At 56.5% G+C, this 24,031-nt stretch carries 23 protein-coding genes; 13 read left to right on the top strand and 10 right to left on the bottom strand.

Annotated elements, in window-relative coordinates; translation table 11 throughout:
- Positions 1-61 precede the first annotated feature (61 nt).
- The 3 genes from G536_RS32985 to G536_RS0118475 all read left to right on the top strand — a co-directional run bounded on the left by G536_RS32985 (position 62) and on the right by G536_RS0118475 (position 4,484).
- The gene (locus tag G536_RS32985) at positions 62-1,090 is read left to right on the top strand and encodes a 2Fe-2S iron-sulfur cluster-binding protein (RefSeq protein ID WP_022825094.1); all 1,029 of its coding nucleotides are present in this window, start codon (positions 62-64) and stop codon (positions 1,088-1,090) included.
- A gap of 9 nt (positions 1,091-1,099) precedes the next feature.
- Positions 1,100-2,137 (top strand): FAD binding domain-containing protein, encoded by a 1,038-nt coding sequence (locus G536_RS28735; RefSeq protein WP_022825093.1) that lies wholly within the window; start codon positions 1,100-1,102, stop codon positions 2,135-2,137.
- Between the two features lie 94 nt (positions 2,138-2,231).
- Positions 2,232-4,484, top strand: a complete 2,253-nt coding sequence (locus G536_RS0118475; RefSeq protein ID WP_022825092.1) for a xanthine dehydrogenase family protein molybdopterin-binding subunit — start codon at positions 2,232-2,234, stop codon at positions 4,482-4,484.
- A 155-nt stretch (positions 4,485-4,639) separates the two neighbouring features.
- Here the strand turns inward: G536_RS0118475 and G536_RS0118470 are convergent, their stop codons facing one another.
- Positions 4,640-5,716 (bottom strand): patatin-like phospholipase family protein, encoded by a 1,077-nt coding sequence (locus tag G536_RS0118470; protein WP_026880356.1) that lies wholly within the window; start codon positions 5,714-5,716, stop codon positions 4,640-4,642.
- 128 nt (positions 5,717-5,844) lie between these two features.
- Between G536_RS0118470 and G536_RS0118465 the strand changes: the two genes are divergently transcribed.
- Positions 5,845-6,828, top strand: coding sequence for an NAD-dependent epimerase/dehydratase family protein (locus G536_RS0118465; RefSeq protein WP_022825090.1), 984 nt, complete (start codon positions 5,845-5,847; stop codon positions 6,826-6,828).
- A gap of 130 nt (positions 6,829-6,958) precedes the next feature.
- A complete protein-coding gene (locus G536_RS0118460; RefSeq protein WP_022825089.1) occupies positions 6,959-7,690 on the top strand; it encodes a DUF3891 family protein in 732 nt (243 codons plus the stop codon).
- Between the two features lie 97 nt (positions 7,691-7,787).
- On the opposite strand, the gene G536_RS28730 is transcribed toward G536_RS0118460, so the two are convergent.
- Positions 7,788-8,630: a hypothetical protein gene (locus G536_RS28730; protein ID WP_022825088.1), complete on the bottom strand. Its 843-nt coding sequence runs from the start codon at positions 8,628-8,630 to the stop codon at positions 7,788-7,790.
- 147 nt (positions 8,631-8,777) lie between these two features.
- Between G536_RS28730 and G536_RS0118450 the strand changes: the two genes are divergently transcribed.
- The 4 genes from G536_RS0118450 to G536_RS0118435 all read left to right on the top strand — a co-directional run bounded on the left by G536_RS0118450 (position 8,778) and on the right by G536_RS0118435 (position 13,019).
- Entirely contained in the window at positions 8,778-9,746 is a 969-nt protein-coding gene (locus tag G536_RS0118450) for a YihY/virulence factor BrkB family protein (RefSeq protein WP_026880354.1), read from the top strand.
- Positions 9,747-9,900: 154 nt separating this feature from the next.
- The gene (gene map / locus G536_RS0118445; protein ID WP_022825086.1) at positions 9,901-10,665 is read left to right on the top strand and encodes a type I methionyl aminopeptidase; all 765 of its coding nucleotides are present in this window, start codon (positions 9,901-9,903) and stop codon (positions 10,663-10,665) included.
- 505 nt (positions 10,666-11,170) lie between these two features.
- The gene (locus G536_RS0118440) at positions 11,171-12,202 is read left to right on the top strand and encodes a hypothetical protein (RefSeq protein WP_157530759.1); all 1,032 of its coding nucleotides are present in this window, start codon (positions 11,171-11,173) and stop codon (positions 12,200-12,202) included.
- 106 nt (positions 12,203-12,308) lie between these two features.
- Positions 12,309-13,019, top strand: coding sequence for a hypothetical protein (locus G536_RS0118435; RefSeq protein WP_157530757.1), 711 nt, complete (start codon positions 12,309-12,311; stop codon positions 13,017-13,019).
- Positions 13,020-13,025: 6 nt separating this feature from the next.
- On the opposite strand, the gene rlmN is transcribed toward G536_RS0118435, so the two are convergent.
- The gene (gene rlmN / locus G536_RS0118430) at positions 13,026-14,093 is read right to left on the bottom strand and encodes a dual-specificity RNA methyltransferase RlmN (RefSeq protein WP_026880353.1); all 1,068 of its coding nucleotides are present in this window, start codon (positions 14,091-14,093) and stop codon (positions 13,026-13,028) included.
- Between the two features lie 70 nt (positions 14,094-14,163).
- Positions 14,164-14,694, bottom strand: a complete 531-nt coding sequence (locus tag G536_RS0118425) for a thioesterase family protein (protein WP_022825082.1) — start codon at positions 14,692-14,694, stop codon at positions 14,164-14,166.
- Positions 14,695-14,745: 51 nt separating this feature from the next.
- On the opposite strand from G536_RS0118425, the gene mnmC2 reads away from it, so the two are divergent.
- The 4 genes from mnmC2 to G536_RS0118405 all read left to right on the top strand — a co-directional run bounded on the left by mnmC2 (position 14,746) and on the right by G536_RS0118405 (position 18,065).
- The gene (mnmC2, locus tag G536_RS0118420) at positions 14,746-15,432 is read left to right on the top strand and encodes a tRNA (5-methylaminomethyl-2-thiouridine)(34)-methyltransferase MnmC2 (RefSeq protein WP_022825081.1); all 687 of its coding nucleotides are present in this window, start codon (positions 14,746-14,748) and stop codon (positions 15,430-15,432) included.
- 284 nt (positions 15,433-15,716) lie between these two features.
- Positions 15,717-16,925, top strand: a complete 1,209-nt coding sequence (locus tag G536_RS0118415) for a DUF2157 domain-containing protein (RefSeq protein ID WP_022825080.1) — start codon at positions 15,717-15,719, stop codon at positions 16,923-16,925.
- Positions 16,926-16,959: 34 nt separating this feature from the next.
- The gene (locus G536_RS0118410; RefSeq protein ID WP_022825079.1) at positions 16,960-17,562 is read left to right on the top strand and encodes a GDYXXLXY domain-containing protein; all 603 of its coding nucleotides are present in this window, start codon (positions 16,960-16,962) and stop codon (positions 17,560-17,562) included.
- A 74-nt stretch (positions 17,563-17,636) separates the two neighbouring features.
- Positions 17,637-18,065 carry a hypothetical protein gene (locus G536_RS0118405; protein ID WP_157530755.1) on the top strand — a complete coding sequence of 143 codons (429 nt, stop codon included), beginning with the start codon at positions 17,637-17,639 and terminating at the stop codon, positions 18,063-18,065.
- A gap of 11 nt (positions 18,066-18,076) precedes the next feature.
- Here the strand turns inward: G536_RS0118405 and G536_RS0118400 are convergent, their stop codons facing one another.
- The 6 genes from G536_RS0118400 to G536_RS31605 form a co-directional block, all read right to left on the bottom strand.
- The gene (locus tag G536_RS0118400) at positions 18,077-18,589 is read right to left on the bottom strand and encodes an ExbD/TolR family protein (protein WP_022825077.1); all 513 of its coding nucleotides are present in this window, start codon (positions 18,587-18,589) and stop codon (positions 18,077-18,079) included.
- A 103-nt stretch (positions 18,590-18,692) separates the two neighbouring features.
- Complete coding sequence (locus tag G536_RS0118395; RefSeq protein ID WP_022825076.1) at positions 18,693-19,271, bottom strand: 5-formyltetrahydrofolate cyclo-ligase; 579 nt, start codon at positions 19,269-19,271, stop codon at positions 18,693-18,695.
- A gap of 37 nt (positions 19,272-19,308) precedes the next feature.
- A complete protein-coding gene (gene bshC / locus G536_RS0118390; RefSeq protein WP_022825075.1) occupies positions 19,309-20,901 on the bottom strand; it encodes a bacillithiol biosynthesis cysteine-adding enzyme BshC in 1,593 nt (530 codons plus the stop codon).
- A 199-nt stretch (positions 20,902-21,100) separates the two neighbouring features.
- Positions 21,101-22,414 (bottom strand): 30S ribosomal protein S12 methylthiotransferase RimO, encoded by a 1,314-nt coding sequence (gene rimO, locus G536_RS0118385; RefSeq protein WP_022825074.1) that lies wholly within the window; start codon positions 22,412-22,414, stop codon positions 21,101-21,103.
- A 270-nt stretch (positions 22,415-22,684) separates the two neighbouring features.
- On the bottom strand, positions 22,685-23,659 hold the full coding sequence (gene ftsY, locus G536_RS0118380; protein ID WP_022825073.1) for a signal recognition particle-docking protein FtsY: 975 nt from the start codon (positions 23,657-23,659) through the stop codon (positions 22,685-22,687).
- Positions 23,660-23,866: 207 nt separating this feature from the next.
- Positions 23,867-24,028, bottom strand: coding sequence for a DUF4295 domain-containing protein (locus tag G536_RS31605; RefSeq protein ID WP_022825072.1), 162 nt, complete (start codon positions 24,026-24,028; stop codon positions 23,867-23,869).
- Positions 24,029-24,031 lie beyond the last annotated feature (3 nt).

The following is a 24,031-nucleotide window of genomic DNA, read 5'->3' as shown; positions in this document are numbered from 1 at the left end:
GCAACACATTTATTCGGCTGTTCCGTATGATTACTTCTGGAACCCGCTTCTGCTCTCTGCTATGCCCGACGAATCAAGGCCACCGTTCCAGGTTGGAGCGCACGTACCAAATTGCCTGCTACCCAACGGCTCTTACCTGCATGACCTGCGCGGTCAGCCGGTAATACTAGCCTTTGCTCCCGACGAATGGAATCCTGCTCAAGCTCACCAGAGCAGCATCTTTGCTCACCTGCTGCATGCATTCGATGGAATTGCTGTATCCGACGATACGATGGCAGCTTGGTACTCTCTAGACTGCCAGGGCCCAGTAGCGGCTCAGTTTAACATAACGGACCAACGGACCTTACTACTACTAGATGAACAGGGAATATTGCGCTGGCAGACAGCAATAGGCCCTGGCCAGGAACCCCGCGCCGGCCAGATACTAGCAGCCCTGGAAGCCCTACGTCCCATTGCCCCAGTGGCAGCCAGAGAAGTACCAATTACATCTGGCGGCTTATCACGCCGCACGTTTTTGGCGGCTACGCTAGCAACTGCCGCCTTGTTGCTACTGGCTGGGGCTGCAGAGGCGGCCGCAACAGTTACGCCCCCTAAGCATCCTGCTTCTATGCCTGCTACTCCTGCTGTTGCCACCATACCTATTACGCTAACCATCAACGGTGAAACCCACCGCTTAGAAGTAGAGCCCCGCGTGGCTTTACTGGATGCGTTGCGCGAAAACTTGCACTTAACTGGCACTAAGAAAGGCTGTGACCATGGCCAATGCGGCGCCTGTACCGTGCACTTAGATGGGCAAAGCGCGTTGTCGTGCCTTACGCTGGCTGTAATGAGTGAGGGCCGGCAAATTACCACTATTGAAGGACTGGCGAAGGGAGCAACGCTGCACCCTATGCAGGCGGCCTTTGTAAAGCACGACGCCTTTCAGTGCGGCTACTGCACGCCAGGCCAAATTATGGCGGCCACTGCACTGGTGCAGGATAAGCAGCACCGCTCGGCTGCCGAAATCAGGGAGGCCATGAGCGGCAACCTATGCCGGTGCGCGGCTTATCCCAATATTATTGCTGCCATTCAGGAAACCCAAACCGCCTAGCTGCTGCCCATGCACCCATTCAACTACCAACGGGCCACCTCCCCCGCGCAAGCAGTGGCAGCCGTAGCCCCGGCACCTAGCGCAGCCTTTGTGGCGGGCGGCACCTCCCAGCTAGACTTGATGAAGGAAGAGGTGCTGCGCCCCAGTTTGCTGGTGGATGTGGCGGCGCTACCGCTAAAAACCATTGGCGCACTGGCAGGTGGACTCCAATTGGGGGCGGGTGTTTCAAACACGGCAGCCGCTATGCACCCTGAAGTGTTAACCCGCTATCCAGTTGTCAGTGAGGCGCTATTAGCCGGGGCTTCCACCCAGATTCGTAACATGGCCAGCTTGGGCGGCAATCCGCTGCAACGCACCCGCTGCCCTTACTTCCGCGACCCTGCCCAAGCCTGCAACAAGCGTGAACCAGGCACGGGCTGTGCGGCGCTCAAGGGCATCAATAAGGTGCACGCCATCTTTGGAGCATCTGCCGCCTGCGTGGCCACTCACCCCAGCGACCTAGCCGTAGCCCTAGCCGTCCTCGATGCTCAAGTGCAAGTGGTTGGCCCTGCCGGCTCCCGCACCATTGCCTTCCCTGACTTGCACCGCCTACCCGGCGATACCCCGCAACAGGACACCACGCTAGCCCACGGCGAGCTAATCACCAGCATCGACCTGCCCGCCTTTACGGGCCGCTCCCACTACCTGAAAGTGCGCGAACGAGCCAGCTATGCCTTTGCCCTAGTATCGTGTGCCGTGGCGCTGGACATGGACGGCAAGAAAATCAAGCGGGCCCGAGTGGCGCTGGGCGGGGTGGCCCACAAGCCTTGGCGGGTACCAGCCGCAGAAGCTATGCTGGCGGGCAAGAAACCGTCAGAAAAGTTGTTTCGCGCTGCTGCGGAAGTAGCCTTTGCTGATGCCAAGCCGCTGGAGCACAACGCATATAAAATTCCAATGGGCCGCAATTTGCTGCTACGCGCCCTACTAGAAACCAGCGGCTTGCAGCCCTTGCAAGGCCCTGCTGGTACGGCTTTCGCAGCCAGTGTAGGCGGCATGGGCGGTGAATAAGTACAGGGCGGTTAGCTGATGACTGTCATGATGGACAAGCAACAAATACTTAAAAAGCTAACAGCTACCGGCTAATAGCTAACAGCTCAGAAAAATGGTAGAAGTAACCGGAAAACCGCTCGACCGAGTAGATGGTCGCCTGAAAGTAACCGGCGCGGCGCGCTACAGCGCCGAGTGGGATGTGCCGGGCCTCACCTACGGGGCCATTGTGAGCAGTGCAGTGGCCCACGGCACGGTGCGTACTATCGACAGTGCGGAGGCACTGCAAGCGCCTGGCGTGCTAGCGGTGCTTACGCACGAAAACGCCCCCCGCCTTCAACCCTTTCCCGAGAAAGTCAACGGCTCTTTGTTTCGGGGCGAGGGCGGCATTACGGAAACCCGCCAGCCCCTGCAAGATGCCACTGTGGAGTATGCTGGGCAACCCTTGGCCGTGGTAGTAGCCGACACCCTAGAACGAGCCCGGCACGCAGCCAATCTGGTGCGCATCACATATGAGCAGCGCCCACCCGAACTGACCATAGATTCTTCCAGCCGCCGGACGCTACCCGAAACGTTCACTGGCAATAAGGAAGAGAAGCTGCAAGTAACTGTAGGTGACCCTAAAGCCGCGCTGGCAGCTGCCCCTGTGAAGCTGACCCAGGTATATGAGTCGGGTATCACGCACCACAATCCAATTGAGCAACTGGCTAGCATTGCCCGCTGGGAAACACGCAACGGCACCGACTTCCTGACCCTCTACGACACCACCCGCGGCGTCGAAAACATGCAGGAAGTGGTATCGCACTCGCTAAGCTTACCCAAGGAAAACGTCCATGTTGTCTGCCCGTTTATTGGGGGGGCGTTTGGCTCGAAAGGCTGGCTGTTTGCGCCGCCTTTGATTACGGTAATGGCCGCACGAGTAGTGAAGCGGCCGGTCAAGATTGAGTGGCGGCGGCAGGATATGTTTGCTGTGGCTGGCCAGCGCGCTGCCACCCGCCAAACCCTCGCCCTCGGGGCCACCCGCGACGGTAAACTTACGGCTCTGCAACACGACACCCAAACCCACGCTTCCCAGTCCAGTGGCTACACTGAGCCCTGCGCCCGGGTTTCGCGCATGATGTACGCAGTGCCAAATCTGGGTTTTGCACACCAACTGAGCCATCTGCATTTGCCCTCGCCTTGTCCTATGCGCGGCCCCGGCGAAACGGTGGGCGGCTGGGCGCTAGAGTGCGCTATAGATGAGCTAGCGGCCGAGTTGAACTTGGACCCGGTGGAACTGCGCCTGCGCAACTACGCCGAGCAAAACCCGGAAACCGGCAAGCCGTGGAGCAGCAAGCACCTGCGCGAGTGCTACGCCCGCGGCCAGGAAATGATTGGCTGGGACAAACGCAATCCTAAGCCCCGCTCTATGCGTGAGGGCAACAACCTCATCGGCTACGGCATGGCTACCACTATGTACCCGGCGGCCCGCCGCCCGGCTAAGGCTAAAGCCACTCTGTTTGCCGATGGCCGCGCCCTAGTACAAAGCGCCACGCACGAGCTAGGCAACGGCGCGTACACCATCTTCCGCCAAATCAGTGCTGATGGGCTGGGGCTGCCAGTGGAGCGAGTGCGCTTTGAATTAGGCGACTCTGCGCTGCCAGCCGCGCCCACCAGCGGTGGCTCGGCCACTACGGCCACCATCGGGCCGGCTGCACTGGCTGCCTGCCGCAACGTGCTGGGGGCTCTCAAGCGCCTTGCTATTCGTGATGCGCAGTCGCCGCTGTATGGGGCAACGGAAGACACTGTAGAACCGCGCGACGGACGGCTAGTGCGCACCACGGCTCCCACACAAGGCGAGGATTACGCAACCATTCTGCGGCGGGCCAAGCTACCTTCCCTGGAAGCCGAAGGCGAAGCCAAACCCGGCGACGAGCGAGAAAAATATTCGTTCTATTCGTTTGGAGCGGTGTTCGTGAAGGTGCGCGTAGACGAACTGACTGGTACCATCCGGGTGGCTCAATTGTGCGCCGTATACGACGTAGGCCGATTGATGAACCCCAAAACCGCGCATTCTCAGATTATTGGGGGCGTAGCTATGGGCCTAGGAGCAGCCTTGATGGAGGAAACTCACTACGACCCGCACAACGGCCGTGCCGTAGTTCGCAACTTAGCCGACTACCACGTCCCGAGCATGGCTGACACCCCCAATATTCAGGTGGAATGGCTTAACATCCCCGATCCGCACATTAGCGAGTTGGGTGCGCGAGGCATTGGCGAAATTGGATGCGTAGGTACGCCGGCGGCCATTACCAATGCTGTGTACCATGCCACCGGTCGGCGGTTCCGCTCCTTGCCCCTCACTCCCGACAAGATTCTGCCGAGCTAAGCGTTAGGGCGCAACGTAGCTAACACACCGTTGTTCTTGATTTTTTCATCCCACAAATCCAGAATCGCTGCGTCCTTTTCAGCAATTCTGGATTTGCTCTGCTACTCACGCGCTCCAGTAGTTTCAGCACATCCCGTTTCGTGGATGCCTGTTCTTTAATGGCGCACCGCAAAAAACGCCTGTACGCCGCGTCGGCCACTGTCCATGAGCTGCTGCTTTTGGGTATCGGAAACGCGCTTGATTTTGGGGTTGAAGCCAAGGGTGCTGATGCTGACGGTTCGCACCCAATCCTCGGCGTGCGGAGCATTGAGATTTTCGATAGCCACGGTGTAGAGCGCGCCCATATAAGAGCCGAAATCCTGAATCTGGTAGGGCGCCAGTTGCCGCCGGCCACCGGGTAGGGTGTCGTAGGGTATTTGCTCGGCCCGGTCAAGGCGCAAACCCAGGGTTTCGGGGTTAAAGAAGAAACCGGCCGCCTCACCCGACGATAAGTACCGGGCATCATCGAACAGATTGATGGGATAATTAGCCAACAGGCCGCCGTCCACCAATACGTCCACTTCCTGGCCTTTGGTGGGCTGGCGCACCACGTGGCCTTGTTTGTCGAGCAGTACAGCCCGGAAATACAGCGGAATGCTCATGCTGATGCGTACGGCGTCGGCCACACGCAAGTCGGGGTGGGTTTCGTAGCTGAACACCTGTACGCGCTGGGTGGTGAGGTTGGTACCGGTAGTGTATAGGTCGCGGTAACGGGTGGGGTTGGCTTGCACCAAGGCATGCAGTTGGCCGAGCGTGAGGTTGGGGTTCTGAGTTTTGCGCTGCACCAGCTCGCCGAGGTATTTCGTGAATTGGTCGCCACGATACCAGCCGTATTGCTTCACTAGGCGGGTGCTCCCTCCAAAGAAAATGAGGCGGCCGTCGTTGAGGCGCTGCACGGGCGTCTGGTTCACTACCTCAATGATTTCTTGCGGAGAATAACCCACTGCCAGCAGGGCCGCCTGAATAGCCCCTGCTGATGTGCCGCCTACCCGCCGAATACCAGCCAAGACTCCCTGCTTTTCCAGTTCGGCCAGTGCCCCGCCGTACGCAATACCCCGGATACCGCCGCCTTCCATTACAAGGTTGCGGTACACCATTGGCGGCTTCGGAACAGTGGTTTGCGCCTGCCCCCAACTAGGCAACAGGCAAACTATCAAACACACCATTGGGTACCGGAGCAGTGAAATAGACATAAGAACAGAAAGAATAGCAAGACACAGGGAAGGTACTATTTCCGTAGAAGAGGTTGCAGGCAGCTCCACTACGAAACCGTCCGGTCCCGTTATCTTTGCGGCCCCCATCTTCACCCAACCCCTCTCGTATGGAAACCCGTCCCACCTCGCCTACCTCTGACACTATTCTTGTTATCGGGGCCGGGGGCCAGCTGGGCCTGGAGCTCACTCAGGAACTGCGGCAACTGTACGGTGCCAGCAACGTGGTAGCCGCCGATGTACGCACCCCCAAGGATGTAGAAGTACAGCAGGCCGGCCCATTTGAACTACTAGATGTGCTCGATAAGCCTCGGTTGGAAGAAGTGGTGCGCCAGTACAAACCCAAGCAAGTATATCATCTGGCGGCCTTATTGTCGGCCACGGCCGAGAAGAACCCAAAGTTTGGCTGGCAGCTGAACATGGACGGCCTGTTCAACGTGCTGGATGCCGCCGTGGACCTAGGCGTGCAGCAGGTGTATTGGCCGAGCAGCATTGCCGTATTTGGGCCCGATACGCCGCGCCAGAATACGCCGCAGCTCACCATCATGAACCCCAACACGGTGTATGGCATCAGCAAGCTGGCCGGGGAGCAGTGGTGCGAATGGTACTTCCGCAAGCACGGGCTCGACATCCGTAGTTTGCGCTACCCCGGCCTCATTGGCTACAAGAGCTTGCCCGGCGGCGGCACCACCGACTACGCCGTGGACATCTATCACAAAGCCGTGGCCGGCCAGCCCTACGAGTGCTTCTTGAAGGAAGACACCTACCTGCCCATGATGTACATGCCTGATGCATTGAAGGCTACGTTGGATTTGATGCACGCCCCCGCCGACAACCTAACGGTGCGCAGCAGCTACAACCTAGGGGCCATGAGCTTTTCGCCGGCCGAAATTACCGCCAGCATCCAGCGCCACTATCCCGAGTTCCAAACCACCTACCAGCCCGATTCGCGCCAGCGGATTGCCGACTCCTGGCCCGCCAGCATCGACGACACCCAGGCCCGCCAGGATTGGGGCTGGCAGCCGCAATTCACCCTGGATAAAATGACCGACGACATGCTGCTGCACTTGAAAGAAGCCGTAGTGCTTCAGTAATTCTGACAATCACCATCTACTCGTGCATTGCAACGCCCCACCAAACCTGGTGGGGCGTTGCGGTATAAGGCGTTCTAGAAACCTCTGTGCCTGTGCTGCGTTCCTGTTTTAGAACCCGCACCTGCACCACATGATAGTAAACTACACCGCCGACGGCTGGCAAATCATCTACCAGCAGGCCCACGGGCAGCTGGCGGCGCAGCTGGCGTGGCACTGGCAGCCCTTCGGCCCCTCCGACCGGTGGGTAGGGCTACTGTCAGCCATTGCGCAGCACGATGATGAGCAGCGCAATTGGGACGGGCATTATGGACTTACGCCCGCCGGGGCTCCCGCCAACTTCACCATGAAAGAGTTTTCGTTGGAGCAGGCCGAAAGTTTGATGCGGGCGGCGCGGTTCCAGGGGCGGTGGCGCAGCTTGCTCACCAGCATGCACCTGAGTACACTCTACGAAAGCCTGCGCGGTGAAAACAAAACCACCGATGCCTTCCTCGATGACCAGCAAACCAGCCAAAGTCAGTGGCGCAAGCAACTGAAAGTCAACAAGCAGGAAGCCCAGCAAGCCTACGACCTCATGCACTGGTGCGACCGGCTCAGCCTGATTCTATGCCGCCACGAGTTGCCCGAAATGAGCCGCGCCCTCGAAATCTATACCGGTCAGGACGGCCAGCGCTACGACGTGGTGCGCCCTAGTGACAACCGCCCCGTAACCGTAACGCCGTGGCCTTTCCGGGAGGATAGCTTCACGGTGAGCGTGGAGGCTAGCATTCTGCGCCAGCTACAATTCAAAGACGATACCGAGCTAGCTACTTCTCTACGGGAGGCTCCTATTGAAACGCTAACCTGGAACTTTCAGAAGCCCTAGTTGCTCTTCCGATATGCTAGGCATCAGGCGAAAAAAGAAATCAGAGTTAAACCACTCAACGCGGCAACTCGGATTCCTCTCTTTGCTTGGAACAACACTATAGTTTCTGCACGGGCACTTTGCTGTCCATGATGCCGGCGGGCACAGTAGCACTCACGCTCACGTGGTCGAGGCGGCGGCCGTCTTTACCGTCGGTGCGGTCGGTGGCCAGCTTGAGTTGGCCGTACTGCTTGTATTCCATCCAACGGCGGCGAAAGGCTGGCTTTTCGTCGGTGGCTTTTGGGAAGTAGGCCCACTCCTCCACCAAATTGGTTTTGGGGTTGACCAGCACTTCGTACTTGTTGTCGGGCGTAACGCCTACGTTCTTGAAGGTCATGTTCAGCACCTCAGCCGGCGTGCTGCCATCCATGAAAGTACCAGCCCCTTTGTAGGTGAGCGTAACGCCTGAGTCTTTTAGCTTGAACGGCATGAGCAGCCACCAGGAGTTATTCACCCAGATAGGGTACATTTTGCTTAGCAGCTTTTTACCGTCTTCGGTGTCAGAAATATCCTTGCCGCTACGGTAGGCGTGGCCCTGCTTGGTAGTCAGGTTATAGTTGGCTACGAGGCTGTCCTTCTGCCAGTGAAAGTCGCCGGTTTGCTTGTCCCAGAGCTGATACGAGTTATCCAGAAAATCCCAGCCCAAAAGGCGGGCTTGCTGCCACGCTTGATAGCCGCCCATTTGGCGCATCACCTGGTCGGCTAACGCCTGGGCGCGAGCGTCGGAACCAGCCATGTCGAAGCCTTCAGCTGGCGGGTACGACGAAATACTATCGGCCCGTGGCGTGGCAGCCGAACCAGTAGCGGGCTTGTCGGTGGCGGAAGTACATGCAGCTAAGCCGCTCAATACCAGAACCGGCCCTAGCCCGGCTAGATGGCGCATTAGAAAAGGAATATTCATATAGCTAAACAAAGAAAAAATAGACTTCCATCCTAATGATTGTTGGGCTTGCAGTGTACTAGCAAGTGAGTTTTGCTTGCTCATTTCCAACGCACAAGCCACAGGGCCGTATTACCTGCAACGCTTTTTCTTTATTTCTCCGCACGTATGGCTACTCATTACAGCTTCTCCGATGTCGTCAGCACCCTTAAAACCACGGCATCCGAGTTCATGACCAACAACTCGTTGCGCCATTCAGCGGCCTTGTCGTACTACACCATTTTCTCGCTGCCGCCGCTGCTCATCATTGTCATTACGGCTGCTAGCGCCATTTATGGGGCCGAGGCCGTGACCGGACAAGTATATGGCCAGATGAAAGGATTTCTGGGCGCCGACTCCGCCAAGTTTTTGCAGGATTCCATTGCCGAATTCACTAAGCAGCAAAAGAGCGGCTTGGCGGCTGTTATTGGTGTGGGCACGTTGATTTTTGCCGCTACCACGTTTTTCGTCACGCTTCAGGAAAGCATCAACGACATCTGGAATCTGAAAGTAAAGCCACGCAACGGTATTTGGCAGTTCGTGCGCGACCGGCTCTTGTCGTTCGGCCTAATTTTGAGCGTAGCACTGCTGCTGCTTATCTCCTTTGTAATCAGCACCGTACTCAGCGTATTTACTGATTATTTGCAACGGCTACTACCCGAAGTCACGCTGATTTTGATTCGCTTGGTTGATTTCAGCTTGTCGCTCTTTATCACGTCGTTGCTGTTCGCCCTTATCTACCGGTTCCTGCCCGATGCTATTATCCGCTGGCGCGACGTGGGCGTGGGCGCATTTATTACCGCGCTACTTTTTTTGCTAGGTAAGTATTTGATTTCCTTTTACATCGCCCAATCCAACCCAGGCTCGGCTTTCGGGGCGGCAGGTTCGGCCATCGTGCTGCTGCTGTGGGTGAACTACTCGTCGTTGATTATCTTCTTCGGGGCCGAATTCACCCAGGAATTTGCCGATGCCTTCGGGCAAAAAGTGCAACCCAAAGCCCACGCCGTACGCATTGAAACCCGCGAAGTACCCGAAGGCGAATCCAAAGAGGAAATTACCACCGGCCGGCCACGCTCAGAAGGCCGCTGGAAAGGGTAATTGAATGGCTGCTAGTCGCCTGGGGCCCGCAACTAACTGGCGGGGCCACTGTTTATTGGCTTTGCAAGGAAAAGCTGCTTATGGTCGTTTTCCTTGCGGTAACTTGCCAAGGCTCTACCACAGTAGTACAGAGTAAGCTTTTATCCTTTGCCCTATGTCTATCAGCTCCCAAGCAGATTTAACTGGTCTTCAGCATATTAGCGAAGCAGTTGGCACCACCCTGAAACATATGCGTGATTATGCGCAGCCCGGCATGACCACCAAGGAGCTGGACGAATATGGGGGCCAGCTACTAGCCGCGTTAGGTGCCAAATCGGCTCCGCGGCTGGCGTATGGCTTCCCAGGCTGGACGTGCATTAGCGTCAACAACGAAGTAGCGCACGGCATCCCATCAGCGCATAAAGTGCTGCAGGAAGGCGATTTGGTGAACATTGACGTATCGGCGGAGCTAGGCGGCTACTGGGCCGATAACGGGGGTTCATTCGTGCTCGGAAATGACATTCACCAGCACCAGCCCTTGGTAGATGCTTCCCGGCAGATATTGCGCACTGCCCTTAGCCGCATTCGTGGCGGCGTCCGGATTGCGGACATTGGTGGGCTAATCGAGGGTGAGGCGCGCAAGGCAGGTTTTCGGGTTATCAAGAATCTGGTGGGGCACGGTATTGGTCGCAGCCTGCACGAAGAGCCCTCAGAAATACCCTGCTACTACGACCGTTATAATCTGAAGCGCTTCAAGAAGAACTCGGTGGTGGCTGTGGAAACCTTTATTTCCACTCGGGCATCCTTGGCTCATCAGCTCAGCGATGGATGGACTATGACGACTAAAGACAACAGCTTTGTAGCCCAACACGAGCATACCATTGTAATTACCGATGGTCAGCCCATCATCCTAACCGAAGCGAACTGCATCTGGGAGTAAGTAGCTCACGAGTTATCGACTCACTTATTTAAAACAGTGTCAAAAAGGCCTTCCAACTAACATGGAAGGCCTTTTTATTTGTGTACTTATGCCGTGTGTTTGGCGCACTGCTTACGCTGGCAAGTTCCTTCGCGCAGCTACGTACCAAGGTGGCCCTGCCATTGTGCAGCCAAACTATAGCAGGTGTTTTTCAGCTACTGAATTTATATGGTAACCAAGTCAGCACGGTCCTATACGGTTTGTAAAAAACTGGCGTTAGATCCTTGCTTTTAGCTTTTATTATTCTGCTGTCTGGCAGAGTGTGTTTATTAGCAAGACTATTTTATTTATGGCTATGCAGCGTATTGCGTGCGTTGGAACTGGGCTTTTATTGTGGCTACTGGCCTTTCGTGCGCAGGCACAGCAACCAACTGTTCAGCTACTTACTGTTAGCCCGGTAGTAGGCGAGGTTATCAATTCGCAGGAGAAAGCAACGTATGGCCTGTTTCCATATTACGCGGCCGATATGTTTACGGAAGCCCGTTTCGAGCAAAGCCTAACCTCCGACAGCACCATTCAGCTCCGCACGCTGCTGCGCGACGGCCGTACGGTGCTGCGTCTCTTCACACCAGCGGCTTTCGCAGCAGTGCGCACCACCATCGAAACCCGACAGCAGGAATTGACCAGCCTGCCGCCCCTACTCGCACCCAAAACTCGAACACCACGGTTCCCAACCTCGCGCTGGCTGCGGGCAGAGCTCCGGTCTGGTGCTACTGTGGAGGGCGAGCTGCTGGCCCGCTACCACACCCAACTAGAACTCCTTACCCTCGATTCGGGCCTGGTAGTGGTGGAGCGCGCTGACATCGAACATCTTGAATCCGCACCCCGGCCGGAACACCGCGCTATCACCCGTTTTGATGTTGGTAATGGGCACCGGCTATTTCTGCTACCCACGGCCCGCAACCTGCGTCGCGGAGAAGGCTACTTCCAGCAGACCGATGGCGCCCTGTACGGTGCCAGCTACGGCTTCACCAACAATTTCTCGGTGGGCGTGCTGTTTTCCGTCATTCCATTCTTACCACTCCGCAATCAGGTGCTGTTAGTTACGCCCAAGCTGTCGGCCAAGCTTACCGATAAATGGCACATTGGCGGGGGCATGATGTACACTCGCCTTCCTAAACTAGACCCCGAATTCAAACCTATTCGTACGGGTATTGGCTACGGCGTAGTCACGTACGGTTCCGCTGACGACAACGTGAGCGTGGGGTTGGGATACGCTGTCAGCAAAACCGGTATCGATAAAACGCCTGTGTTGCACTACGGCGGCCAGAAACGTATCAGCCGGGGCTGGTCGTTGGTGAGTGAGAATTTTCTGTTGTTAGGCGATGAACCCGGCACCCTGGGGTTGTTTGGCGCCCGGCACGCGAGCCGCCGTTTCAGCTTGGGCCTGGGCGGCATTTATCTATTGCCTTTCCACAACTTCAAAGAAGACGCTTTTATAGGCTTTCCCATCTATATGGATGTTGTGTACCGCTTCGGCAAGGGTAGCCGACGGTAAGTGGGTTTTGTGAATGGCTTTATATAGAATAACCTTAGCGTACAGCTTCCCGAAAACCTACCCAAACTGGGTGGTAACTACCTGAGCCATATAGTATCTTGCGAGGATGAAAAAACTATCTACACTGCTATTATCCTCCCTATTACTGGTCTTGGCTGGTGGCCAAGTATACGGCAACGCCATGGCAGCCGACACACTGAAAGGGCAAAAGCACTTTGTGCAGCACGTATCCCAAACGGTGTGCACCAAGCTAGCCGAAGAAGATAAAAAGGCTCCTTTAAATAAGCTCTCTTCTGCCGAAGCGCAATCCTTATTCACAGATGTGCTGCAAAGCAGCATACAAGACCACATCGATGAAATGTCGGCTATTATGGAAGCTAACCACGTCAGCAAGCCACGCAAGTTCGGCGAAGCGGTGGGGCGCGATGTGGTGTTGCTCTTAGTAAAGGAATGCCCAATCAGCCAGCCGTTGGTGATGAACATCGGGATGGGGCAGCTGAAAAATATGCCCGCCATTACGGCTGAAGAAAAACCAACCCTGGTCATTGTTGCCACCGAAATCTGCCAGCGCCTTGATGCCGAAAACACCAAAAGGCCGTTCACCAACCGCTCTGCTACTGAGCGCCAGCAAGCAATGGAAACCGCTATGCAAGGGGCCATGCTCAAACACTTGGAAACGTTGTCCAACTACTACGGCATCAAGGCCATCAGCAACAAGACACACATGGAAGGAGTAGGCCGCAAAATAGCCTTACTCCTCGCCGACCAATGTCCCGGTTATCTAACCCAGCTAGGCCTCGACGAAACAACCAAATAAGCGGCTCTACGCAGCCTGGGGCTTCTCTTTCACGGCTAACTGGCCGCAGGCGGCGTCAATGTCTTTGCCACGGCTGCGGCGCAGGTTGGTTTGCACACCTCGGTCGGCGAGATACTTCAAGAACACTAGCAGCTTTTCTTCGCCAGTGTTGCGGTAGTCGGCGTTTTCGATGGGGTTGTACTCGATAAGGTTCACCTTGCAGGGCAGCCACTTGGAAATTTGGAGCAGTTCTTCGGCGTCCTGTAGCGTGTCATTGAAGTTCTCGAATACGATGTACTCGTAGGTGACTTTGCGGCCGGTTTTCTGATGGTAGTACTGCAGGGCTTCCTTCAACGCGGCCAAGGAGTTGGCTTCGTTGATGGGCATGATTTCGTTGCGCTTGGCGTCGTTGGGCGCGTGCAGGCTCAAAGCCAAATTGGCTTTCACTTCGTCGTCGGCCAGCTTCTTGATCATCTTGGCAATGCCGGCGGTGCTCACCGTAATCCGGCGCGGGGCCATGTTCAGGCCATCGGGGGCCGTAATACGCTCAATGCTTTTCACCACGTTGGCGTAGTTGAGCAGCGGCTCGCCCATGCCCATGTACACAATGTTGGTGAGCGGCGTGCCGTACTCGGCCTCGCACTGCTCCTTAATGCGCACCACCTGGTCGTAGATTTCGGCGGCATCCAAGTTACGCTTACGGTCCATGTAGCCGGTAGCGCAAAACTTGCACGTCAGCGAGCAGCCCACCTGTGAGCTGATGCAGGCCGTCATGCGCGTGTCGTGCGGAATGAGCACGCCTTCCACCACGTTGCCGTCGTAGAGCTTGAACGCCGACTTGATGGTACCGTCGTTGGAGAGCTGCTTGTTTTGCACCGTCACGCCGTTTATTACGAAGTGCTGCGCCAGTAATTGCCGGGTAGCCAGCGAGATATTGTTCATCTCCTCGAACGAAGAGGCCGTGTTCTTCCACAACCACTCGCCTACCTGCTTGGCACGAAACGGCTTTTCGCCGTGCTCTACCATAAAGGTTTTCAGCTCGTCGGGGGTGAGTTTGCGGATGTCGCGCTTGGAAACTACGGGCAGGTCAATCATCATAGCCGCAAAGATACAACGAGTGAGGCAGTTGGGTTCCAGAATGCAGATTTTGTTGATGCGGAGCGCGTTACTCGCCGCGTAGCCGCTGGGCGTATTCGGTGGGTAAAGGCATTAGCTTGCGGGTGTTGTAGTCGAAGGCCAGCATACCGGTTTTGGCGCGGGCAATTTCACGGCCGTCCTGATTACGCACCCAGTACACTAGGTCGAAGCCGTACCGGGAAAAGTCGTTGGCGGCCATTTCAATGCGCAGTACGTCGCCATAGAAGGCCTCGCCCTTGTACTCGATGGCCACGTCGGCCATGATATGCCCCTTGCCGGTGGCGCGGTCAACCTCCATACTACCAACCTGTTGCAAGAACTTCACCCGCGCTTCATGCAGAATCCCGAGCAAGGCATCGTTGCCGAGATGCGCGCCATAATTGAGGTCGGTGATGCGCACATGAATTTCCGTCGAGAACAGAAAATTTTCGGGTAGATTTACCTTGATGCGCGGCATAGCTTCGTGTTGGTTGGCAGCAGAATAGTGGGCACTCGTAGTAGCGTACGCGCCAGTAGGCAAATAGGCTACACGCGTGCTAAGTTGTGCTGCTTGCATCATTTTTCTCGCTCCGGTTTCCCTCCATTCCCATCCTCTCCCACTCCCCGTTCCATGACCACTCCCAAAGTAGAAGTGCGCACCACCGCCGACGGCTCCAGCACCTTGTATGTTCCGGCCCTCGACGAGCATTACCACAGCACGCACGGCGCGGTACAGGAGGCCCAGCACGTGTACCTAAGGGCTGGCCTGGAACCAGTATTGGCCGCTGCCACCGGCATGGTGTGGGTGCTGGAAGTGGGGTTCGGTACGGGCTTGAACGCGCTGCTTACTTTGCAGCGCAGCCTCAGCAGTTCCCACCCTATTCTATACGATACAATTGAGAAACACCCGCTGCCGCCCGCGGTTATCGATACGCTGGGCGTGGAGCGCTACGTGCTAAATCCGGAGTTACTGGATTACCACCAGCAGCTGCACGCGGCCGGCTGGGGGGCGCCCGTAGCCCTCACGCCGCAGTTTGCGCTCTACAAAATTGCCGGTACGCTCCAGGCCACTCCTCTCTCCGAAGAAACCTACCACGTTGTCTACTTCGATGCCTTTGCGCCGGAAAAACAGCCGGAAATGTGGACCAACGAGGTGTTTCAACAGCTCTACGACGCTACGGCGCCTGGCGGGGTACTAGTGAGCTACTGCGCCAAAGGCAGCTTCCGTCGCAGCCTGAAAGCCGCCGGCTGGTTGGTAGAGAAGATTCCGGGTCCCGCCGGCAAGCGCGAAATGACGCGCGCCCGAAAAGCAGGGTAAGAAGGGTTATCGATAAATTCCAGTTTTTAAACATGCAAACTCATGACATATAAAGCCATACAAAATTGCTATAGGAAGCACTTCAATAAAACTATTAAGACCTGTTGGATAGCAGACGCAAAAAGAAAATTGGGGTATGAAGTGAAGATTTCTAGAAATCGGCAAGGTTCTGAAATTATTCACAAATGCCCTGAAGCAATACTGCCCCAGATTTCACAAATAATAAATGGTGAAATAAAATGCTAATTCTACTCATGCGTACTCCTGCGTAAGTTGCGGTAGCTATGAGTCGGAAACTACTTGAAACGGATGGGGCGGAATGGGTGAAAAAGGGCATCATCAGCGCCGAGCAACAGGCGCAGCTGCTGGACCTATACCCGCCCGAAAAGCCTACCATTGGCCTGTTGCCGCTACTAGGCAGCCTGCTGATTGCGCTGAGCGCGCTGAGCGTGGTGGCCGCCAGCTGGCAGAACCTGCCGGAACTGGTGCGGCTGGGGTTGCTGCTGGGCTCTCTGGCGGGCTCCTACGTAGCCGCCGAATACTTCCTACGCCGCCAGTACGAGTCGTTGGGATTGGGGTTAGTGGGACTGGGGCTGATTCTGTTCGGGGCCAGCATTATCCTCACCAGCCAGATGTACCAGCTTATCGGCTACGACCTGACCGGGTTGCTGGCCTGGGCGGTGGTAGGTATCCTGCTGACGTGGCTGTACAGCAGCCGGTTTCTGTTTCTGCTCACCGTTATTATCGGGGGCATTGTGCAGGGATACAACACCGGGCAGTTGGGCGTATTCAGCTACTTCACGGCAGCCCTCACGGCGGGCGGGCTGGGCTACTACTGGTGGCGCCGCCCCGACGCGGTGCTGGGGGGCGTGCTGGCTACCGGCCTACTCTGGCAAACTGCCTTGCTGATCAACCATTTGCACGTTAAAATTACCTGGTTCTTTGTTCCTGCTATGCTGATATACACGGCTGGCGACTGGCAAACCGACCGACCTGCCGCGCGGGCGTTGCAGGGGCCACCACTGGTAGCTGCGTTTCTCTTTACGCTGGGGTTGGCTCTGTTCGGCGAGGCCGATGCCTACACCGACCGGCTCCGGCCTCCGTTGCTGGCCTATCTGGCGGCGCTGGGGGCAGTGCTGGCGCTGTCGTTGTGGGGCAAGAAGCTCCGGGGCCGCCTTAGTGGCGCTACCGATTGGCTGCTGTTATTGCCGGGCTTCTACCTGCCGGGCGGGCTGCCGCTAACCGTGGGTACAGTGGTGGTACTGTATGCGTATTCGGGCTCGGTGCTGGCCCGTGCCCATCAGGAACAGAACCAGGACCGGGTTACGCTGGGCACGGTGTTATTTGTGCTGACTACCGCCGTGGCTTATTTCAAGCTGACGTGGGGCTTCATGGATAAGTCGTTGTTTTTCCTGTTGGGTGGTATTCTGCTGTTTGGGCTGAGCTTGTTGCTGCGTCGCCGGGCCGCCCAAACCTTCAAAAATGTTGGGTAGGCTCCTAGAGCTTCACCTTTAAACTCTCCTGCCGATGCCTTCGGAAACCTTTTCTTCACCAACCTCCATTCCTCCCGTAGCGACGGCCCAGTCGGCCTTACCCGAGGCGCGGCGGCGGGTGGGTATGTGGTGGCTGCTGGCGGCCCAGGTGCTATTTGTGCTGGCCGTGGCCGTCGCCGGCTATGCTACCGGAGCCCTCGGCGAAACCATCACGCTGCATACCACCCCCATCGACCCGCGCGACCTGAACTACGGCGACCATCTGAACCTGAGCTACAGCATCAGCCAGATTCCGGGCGGTTTGTGGAAGGGGGGTGCCCTGCCCCGCCGCAAACAGGCCGTATACGTGGTGCTGGAACCCCAACAGGACCGCTACGAGGCGGTGGCCGTCTACTCACAGGAACCCGCGGTACCCGCTGGCCAAGTGGTGCTGCGTGGGTGGGTGAATGATGTATTTCGCCGCAGCATGCGCCTGCGCTATGGCTTCGAGAAGTACTACGTGCCCGCCGAGGTCGGCCGGAAGCTAAAACCGAAGCAACTGCTGCGGGTGCAGGTCAGTATTGCGCCCTGGGGGCAGGCCCGCATTAAACAGGTGGATATTCTGCCGTCTCCCAAGCAAGCGAAAGCCCCTCTTTGATGCTAACCAAGCGGCTATGGCTTGTAGCCTGTTGGCTACTCGTATCGGGAAGTGTAACGATTTTGCTAGCTGGTATGCTGGTCGGCTTCGAGGCGCTACAACAACAGGCACTTGATATTCAGATACACAATACATATTTCGTACTGTCGCGCTCGTCCTTTATCAGTTGGTTGTTTATACCCACAGTGTTGGTTGTGGGTATCGTTATGCTGCTCTTACGTCGGCGCTCCATCCTGAACCATCTGCTCCTAGCCACAGTCAGCGCAGTGTTGATGTGCATGAGTCACTATCTGACTATCGTTCTCAGAGCCAGCAGTCCGACAATTTATCCACCATTATATGTTGAGCCAACTCCGTCTCCGTCACCATTCGGTCCATACCTGTCACTGCTCTTTAGCGCTTTCGGCCTGCAATTTCTGGCGCTGCTTTTCTTTGGCTATAACTGCTACCGCGTAGGTAAACTGAGCGCCGCCCACAAGGCTACCCCTCCGGGCGGCGCTTAGCTTTCAATTACTTACAACGCATTCTTTTCTAGCAATTCCCGGTCGGCGGCAGTCAGATCAACCAAGGCGTACTTCTGCTGGTCGGTGATGGTCATTTCATCCAGTGCATCTACCAGGTCGCGATACTTAGCATCTTGGCCGGCCTTGATGAGTACAGTAGGAGCCGGTAGCTGGCGCTGCCGTTCCAGCAATACCTTTCGCAATCCATCGGAGCTGAAAGTGGTAGTATACAGCTTGGCCGGGTTGGCTTCGGTGTTTAGGCCGAAGAAGTAATGCACTTGGCTGTCTTTACCTAGTATCAGAGTAAGCGCTTTCTTTTCCGATAATGGTGTTTGAGGGCCTTTGCCGGCTGGCATAGCTAGGTCCATAACGGTGGGCTTGCTGAATGACGCCGTCAGGATGAAGAAGGTCAACAGTAGAAACGCCAAATCGACCATGGGCGTCATGTCGATACGAGTAGAGAGCTTTTTGCGGCGGGGCTTGGAGCCGCGGCCAGCGGGGGCGGACGATGCAATTTCAGCCATGAGCGAATGGATATATAGTGAATGGATAACCATCCAACGGCTCATTCACGGAGCTTATTGCTTGCTCATCGGCTTACTATATCCTATACGCCAAGCTTTTCCGCTACCGTTCAAACTGCCATACGCCGCTGGGAGTCACGCATGCAGTCAAAGGCACGTCACCGGGCCAAGCATCCGCAATGATGGGAACGGGCGGCTCCAAGCTCAACCCAATCCGCAGCACATCGGGCTGGCACTCCTGTAGAAACCGGTCGTAGAAGCCTTTACCGTAGCCTACGCGGTGCCCATTTTCATCGAAGGCCAACAGCGGAATTAGCACGGCGCCCAGCTGTGCCGGCTGAACCTCAGCGGCCCCCATCGGCTCTGGAATACCCCATCGGTTGTTTGCCAATGCAGTGTCAGGCGTTAGGTGATAGTGCCGCAAGCTCACGCCATCAGCCTGCACCATGGGTACGGCTAGTTGCACCGGTAACTCATGCGTCCAAATCCAACGGATAATCTGCCAAGTGTCCGGCTCATGCTGCTGCGGAATCGGTAGGAACACGTGCAGCCACTCCCACTTCACCACCTCGAAATGTGCGAACAACTGCTCCCGCAACTGGCTGCTGCGCTGTGCTACTTCGCTCTCTGACAAGGCTTTCCGCTGGGCTAACGCAATACGACGCAGTTCGGCTTTCAGCATTATACTAGCTGTTTCTTTAAGCAACGAAAAACGAAGTCTACTCTTCTTCCAGCACCGTGAATTCCAGCGCCAGCGGGTCGAAGGCGTCGAGGAGCTGCTCGATGAATTGCGGGTTATTGATGATGATGCTGAGCACGTTATCGACCCGTTCTTGCAGCTGGCCGTCGGGCATCAGCTTGTCTTTGAGGGCCGCAAGCTGGCTGTACGCTGTTTCGTGCTTGGCTTCGGCAGCCTTGCTGAGGCGCTTTTCCAGGCCGGCGAGGCTCCCTACCACTTTTTGCTGCTCTGCGGCCACCGTACGCACCAAAGTTGGGTCAAGGCGCTGGGCCAAGTCAGATACTTCTTTGAACACGGCGGCCAAGGCTTGCTGCTGCGCGGCGAGGCTGATTTCTTCCTGCCCCAACGAGGCGCCCACTTGCTTCTTCAGCTCCGGCAGCGGCCGGAAAATATCCGTAGCTGTCAGCCCCAGTTTGCGCAATTTACCCAGGTTGGCCTTGCCGATGTACTGAGCCGAGTTGCGCAGCAGTAGAATTGGATAGGGCACTTGATTGTCGGCAAATACCTGCTTCAGCTGAAACCAGTACGCCACTTCCGCCCCACCACCGATGTAGCACAGGTTAGGCAGCAGAATTTCCTGGTACAGCGGCCGCAGCACTACGTTGGGGCTAAATTGCTCGGGGTGCTGACGCGCTAAATCGAGTAACTCTTCCTGGCTATGACATCGATTGGTGTTGCGCACGGTTATCTGCACACAGTCGGCGGCAGCATCGTATTCCAGCCGCTCCCGCTTGCCAGTATCGGTCAGGAAAAACAGGTTGAGCGGGCGCGAATACACTTGAGGCTTGAAACCAGCGGCTTCCAGCTGCGCATCGGAGGCTTGCACGGCTTTGTTGGAGGCTTGTTCCAGGATTTCGCGCTCCAGCACCGGCACCAGAGCTTGCTTCAACGCAGGCGCGTCGGCATCAAGGCTCACCAACCCATACTCCCCAAACAAACTGTGCGTGAGCTGGCGAGTGGCTCCGGCCAGCGTCCCGGCCGTTTGGTAGGCTTCCCGGAAAGCGGCAGGTACATCCGCCGGCAGTTGGTCGAGCAACTCTTGCTGCAACCCATCCAGCTTCATCCGGCCTACTGGTCCGCCTTGGTCAGTGGCGTTCCACTCGTATTTCTTGCCAAACAACTGGAAGTGGTTGATTTCGGCGAAGTCGTGGTCTTCGGTGGCCATCCAGTACAGCGGCACAAAGTCGTACTGCGGATACTGCTCCTTGAGCTGGCGGCTAAGCTTGATGGCCGTTACAATCTTGTACACGAAGTACAGCGGCCCTGTCAGTAGGTTGAGCTGGTGGCCAGTGGTGATGGTAAAGGTGGTATCCTTTTCCAGCAGCGCCAACTTGGCCTGCACCTGCGGATGCACTTCGGGCAGTGTGGCGTATTGCTCCCGTAAGGCCGCTACCAGCCGTTGCCGGGCTTCGGGCGTATACTGCGCCTGCTTTTCCTCTATCTGGGCCTGAAATTCTTCGAGGGCCGGGAAGCGGTGATAGAACGGGGTCAGGGCTTCGTGCCGGTCTAGGTAGGCGGTAAGCAACGGGGAAAACGCGCCGGTGTCGGCGTAGCGCAGGGTCGTGACGGACATACAGAGGAGAATAGTTCGGCTATAACCGGCCAGCCGCCACAAAGTAACTGAGCTTTTTCAGCTATTGGCTTTTAGCTGTTGGCTGATAGCTCTTTACGCGTATCAAAAACCAGTAAAAACAATTGGCTGTCAGCGGATAAGATACTTTCGCACCTCATCAACTAACAGCCAATAGCAAACGGCTAACAACTCACGAAGGCTATACCAACGTGCCGTACAAATCGAAGTCGGACGCTTCGTGGATCTTCACTTGGGCGAAGTCACCAAGGCGCACAAAGGTATCTTTGGTGGCGGGCACCAGCACTTCGTTGTCCACTTCCGGCGAGTCGAACTCGGTGCGGCCCACGAAGTAGCCGCTTTCCTTCCGGTCGAAGAGCACCTTGTAGGTCTGCCCCACTTTCTGCTCGTTCAGGTCCATCGAAATGCCTTGCTGCAACTCCATAATCTGGTCGGCGCGGTCCTGCTTCACCTCGGCCGGCACGTCGTCAGGCATCGAGTACGAGTGCGTGTTGTCCTCGTGCGAGTACGTGAAGATGCCGAGCCGGTCGAAGCGGGTTTCCTCCACGAAGTTGTAGAGGTCCTCGAAATCCTGCTGCGTCTCGCCGGGGTGACCAGCAATGAGCGTGGTACGCAAGGCAATGCCCGGCACCCGCTGCCGAATAGTGTCCACCAGCTCAATGGTCCGGCGGCGGCTGATACCGCGGCGCATGGTTTTCAGCATGTTATCCGAAACGTGCTGCAACGGCATATCCAGGTACTTGCAGATATTGCTCCGTTCGTTCATCACGTCCAGCGCATCCATCGGGAACTGCGACGGGTACGCATACTGCATCCGAATCCAGTCGATGCCTTCCACATCGGAGAGGTGACGGAGCAAATCGGCCAGCTTCCGCTCCCCGTAGGCTTGCAGGCCATAATACGTTAGGTCCTGGGCAATGAGAATCAGCTCCTTGGTGCCCTGCAAGGCCAAACGCTTGGCGTCACGCACTAGGTCTTCAATCGGCCGGTCTACGTGCTTGCCGCGCATCAGCGGGATGGCGCAGAACGAGCAGGGCCGGTTGCAGCCTTCCGCAATTTTGAAGTAAGCGTAGTGCTGAGGCGTGGTCAGTAGCCGCTCCCCCACCAATTCGTGCATATAGTCGGCTTCCAGCGTCTTCATTAGCTGCGGCAACTCCAGCGTGCCGAAATAGGCATCTACCTGCGGAATTTCGGCCTCTAGGTCGTCTTTGTAGCGCTGCGAGAGGCAGCCCGTTACGTACAGCTTTTGCAGCTTGCCGGCTTCCTTTTCGTCGGCGTAGCGCAGAATGGTATCAATGCTTTCCTGCTTGGCGTTATCAATGAAGCCACAGGTATTGATGATGACGATGTTGGCGTCACTGGTTTCGGCTTCGTGCGTCACGTCAAACTGGTTGGCGCGGAGTTGCCCCATCAGCACTTCCGAATCCACAATGTTCTTGGAGCACCCGAGGGTAATAACGTTGACTTTATTGGCCAGTTGGCTTCTTACTTTCATGCTGATTGGATAGGCAGGCGGCCGGGCAATGCTTTCTGAGTGAGAAACTTGCCCGCTACGGCCTGCGGCGAAAATCGGACCGCAAAGGTACGAACCCGGCAACGCCTTTTCCTAGGGTGAACGTTCCTTTGTGCAGCTGAACCTTTGGGTACGGAAACAGTCATTCCGAGCAGAACGAGGAATCTTGCGGGCTGACGTTCGGGTATTTCCACAACGCCGACCCACAAAACTCCTCGCTCCACTCGGACTGATAATCCTAGGTGGCGGTTACTATTTTTTGAACAGGGAGTTAACGAACGTGCGCCGGTCGAACAGCTGCAAATCAGTCATTTTCTCTCCTACCCCAATGTAGCGCACCGGCACTTGCAACTGGTCACTAATACCAATCACGACGCCACCCTTGGCCGTGCCGTCGAGCTTAGTAATGGCCAACGCCGATACTTCGGTGGCTTTGGTGAACTCCTTGGCTTGCAAAAAGGCATTCTGCCCCGTGCTGCCATCGAGCACCAACAATACCTCGTGCGGTGCATCCGGAATCACCTTCTGCATCACGCGCTTGATCTTGTTCAACTCGTTCATCAAGTTCACCTTGTTGTGCAAGCGGCCGGCCGTGTCAATAATCACTACATCGGCGCCCAACTCTACGCCTTGCTTGATGGCATCATAGGCCACCGAAGCAGGGTCAGTGTTCATGCCATGTGAAATAACCGGCACGCCTACCCGCTGCCCCCAAATGATGAGTTGGTCTACAGCGGCAGCCCGGAAGGTGTCGGCGGCGCCCAGCACCACCTTCTTGCCGGCGCTATGGAACCGGTGAGCCAGCTTACCAATAGTGGTGGTCTTGCCAACTCCGTTTACGCCCACCACCATAATCACGAAGGGCTGGCCGGGGCTGTCGGGCCGGTCGAGGATAGCGCTGGAGCCCGAGGCACGGTTGTCCTGGAGCAAATCCACAATTTCCTCGCGCAGAATCCGGTCCAGTTCCGAGGTGTTCACGTATTTGTCGCGCGCCACCCGCTTCTCAATCCGGTCGATAACCTTCACCGTCGTGTCAATTCCCACGTCGGCGTGCACAAGCAGAGTTTCCAAGTCGTCGAGCACGGCTTCGTCCACGGTGGCTTTACCCACTACGGCTTTGCTGAGCTGGTCGAAGAAGCTGGTTTTCGTTTTCTGCAACCCTTCATCCAGGGCTTGCTGCTGCTCCTTGCTTTCCTTGTCTTTCTTGAAAAAATCGAAGAGGCCCATAGGGGTCTTGGGGGCTTAGGGTCTTGGGGACTTGGATGTCAATATACCTTTGCGAGCCCTTTTAGTGGGCCGCAGCAACCATATGCCAGTTGGAATCAGTGAAAACCTAAAACCCCAAGACCCTAGGTTCTCAAAACCCCAACACGAAAAAAGTCCCACGCTGGCGGGACTTCTTCATTTCGGTCAGGGAGCCCCGAAGGCGCTGAACTACTTAACGCCGGTGCTCAAGTACTCCTGCACTTTGTCAACGGGTACCATTTCCTCGCGGAACGTGTAGGCACCGGTTTTGTCGGATTTTACTGCGCGAATTACTTTCGCCCAGTCTTTGCCGCCAGCTACTTTCAGGGTTGCAACTACTTTCTTAGCCATAAC

The sequence above is a fragment of the Hymenobacter norwichensis DSM 15439 genome, assembly GCF_000420705.1.
Classification (GTDB): domain Bacteria; phylum Bacteroidota; class Bacteroidia; order Cytophagales; family Hymenobacteraceae; genus Hymenobacter; species Hymenobacter norwichensis.
The sequence above is the reverse complement of the archived record's forward strand: the minus strand, read 5'-3'. Positions and strand labels throughout refer to the sequence as shown.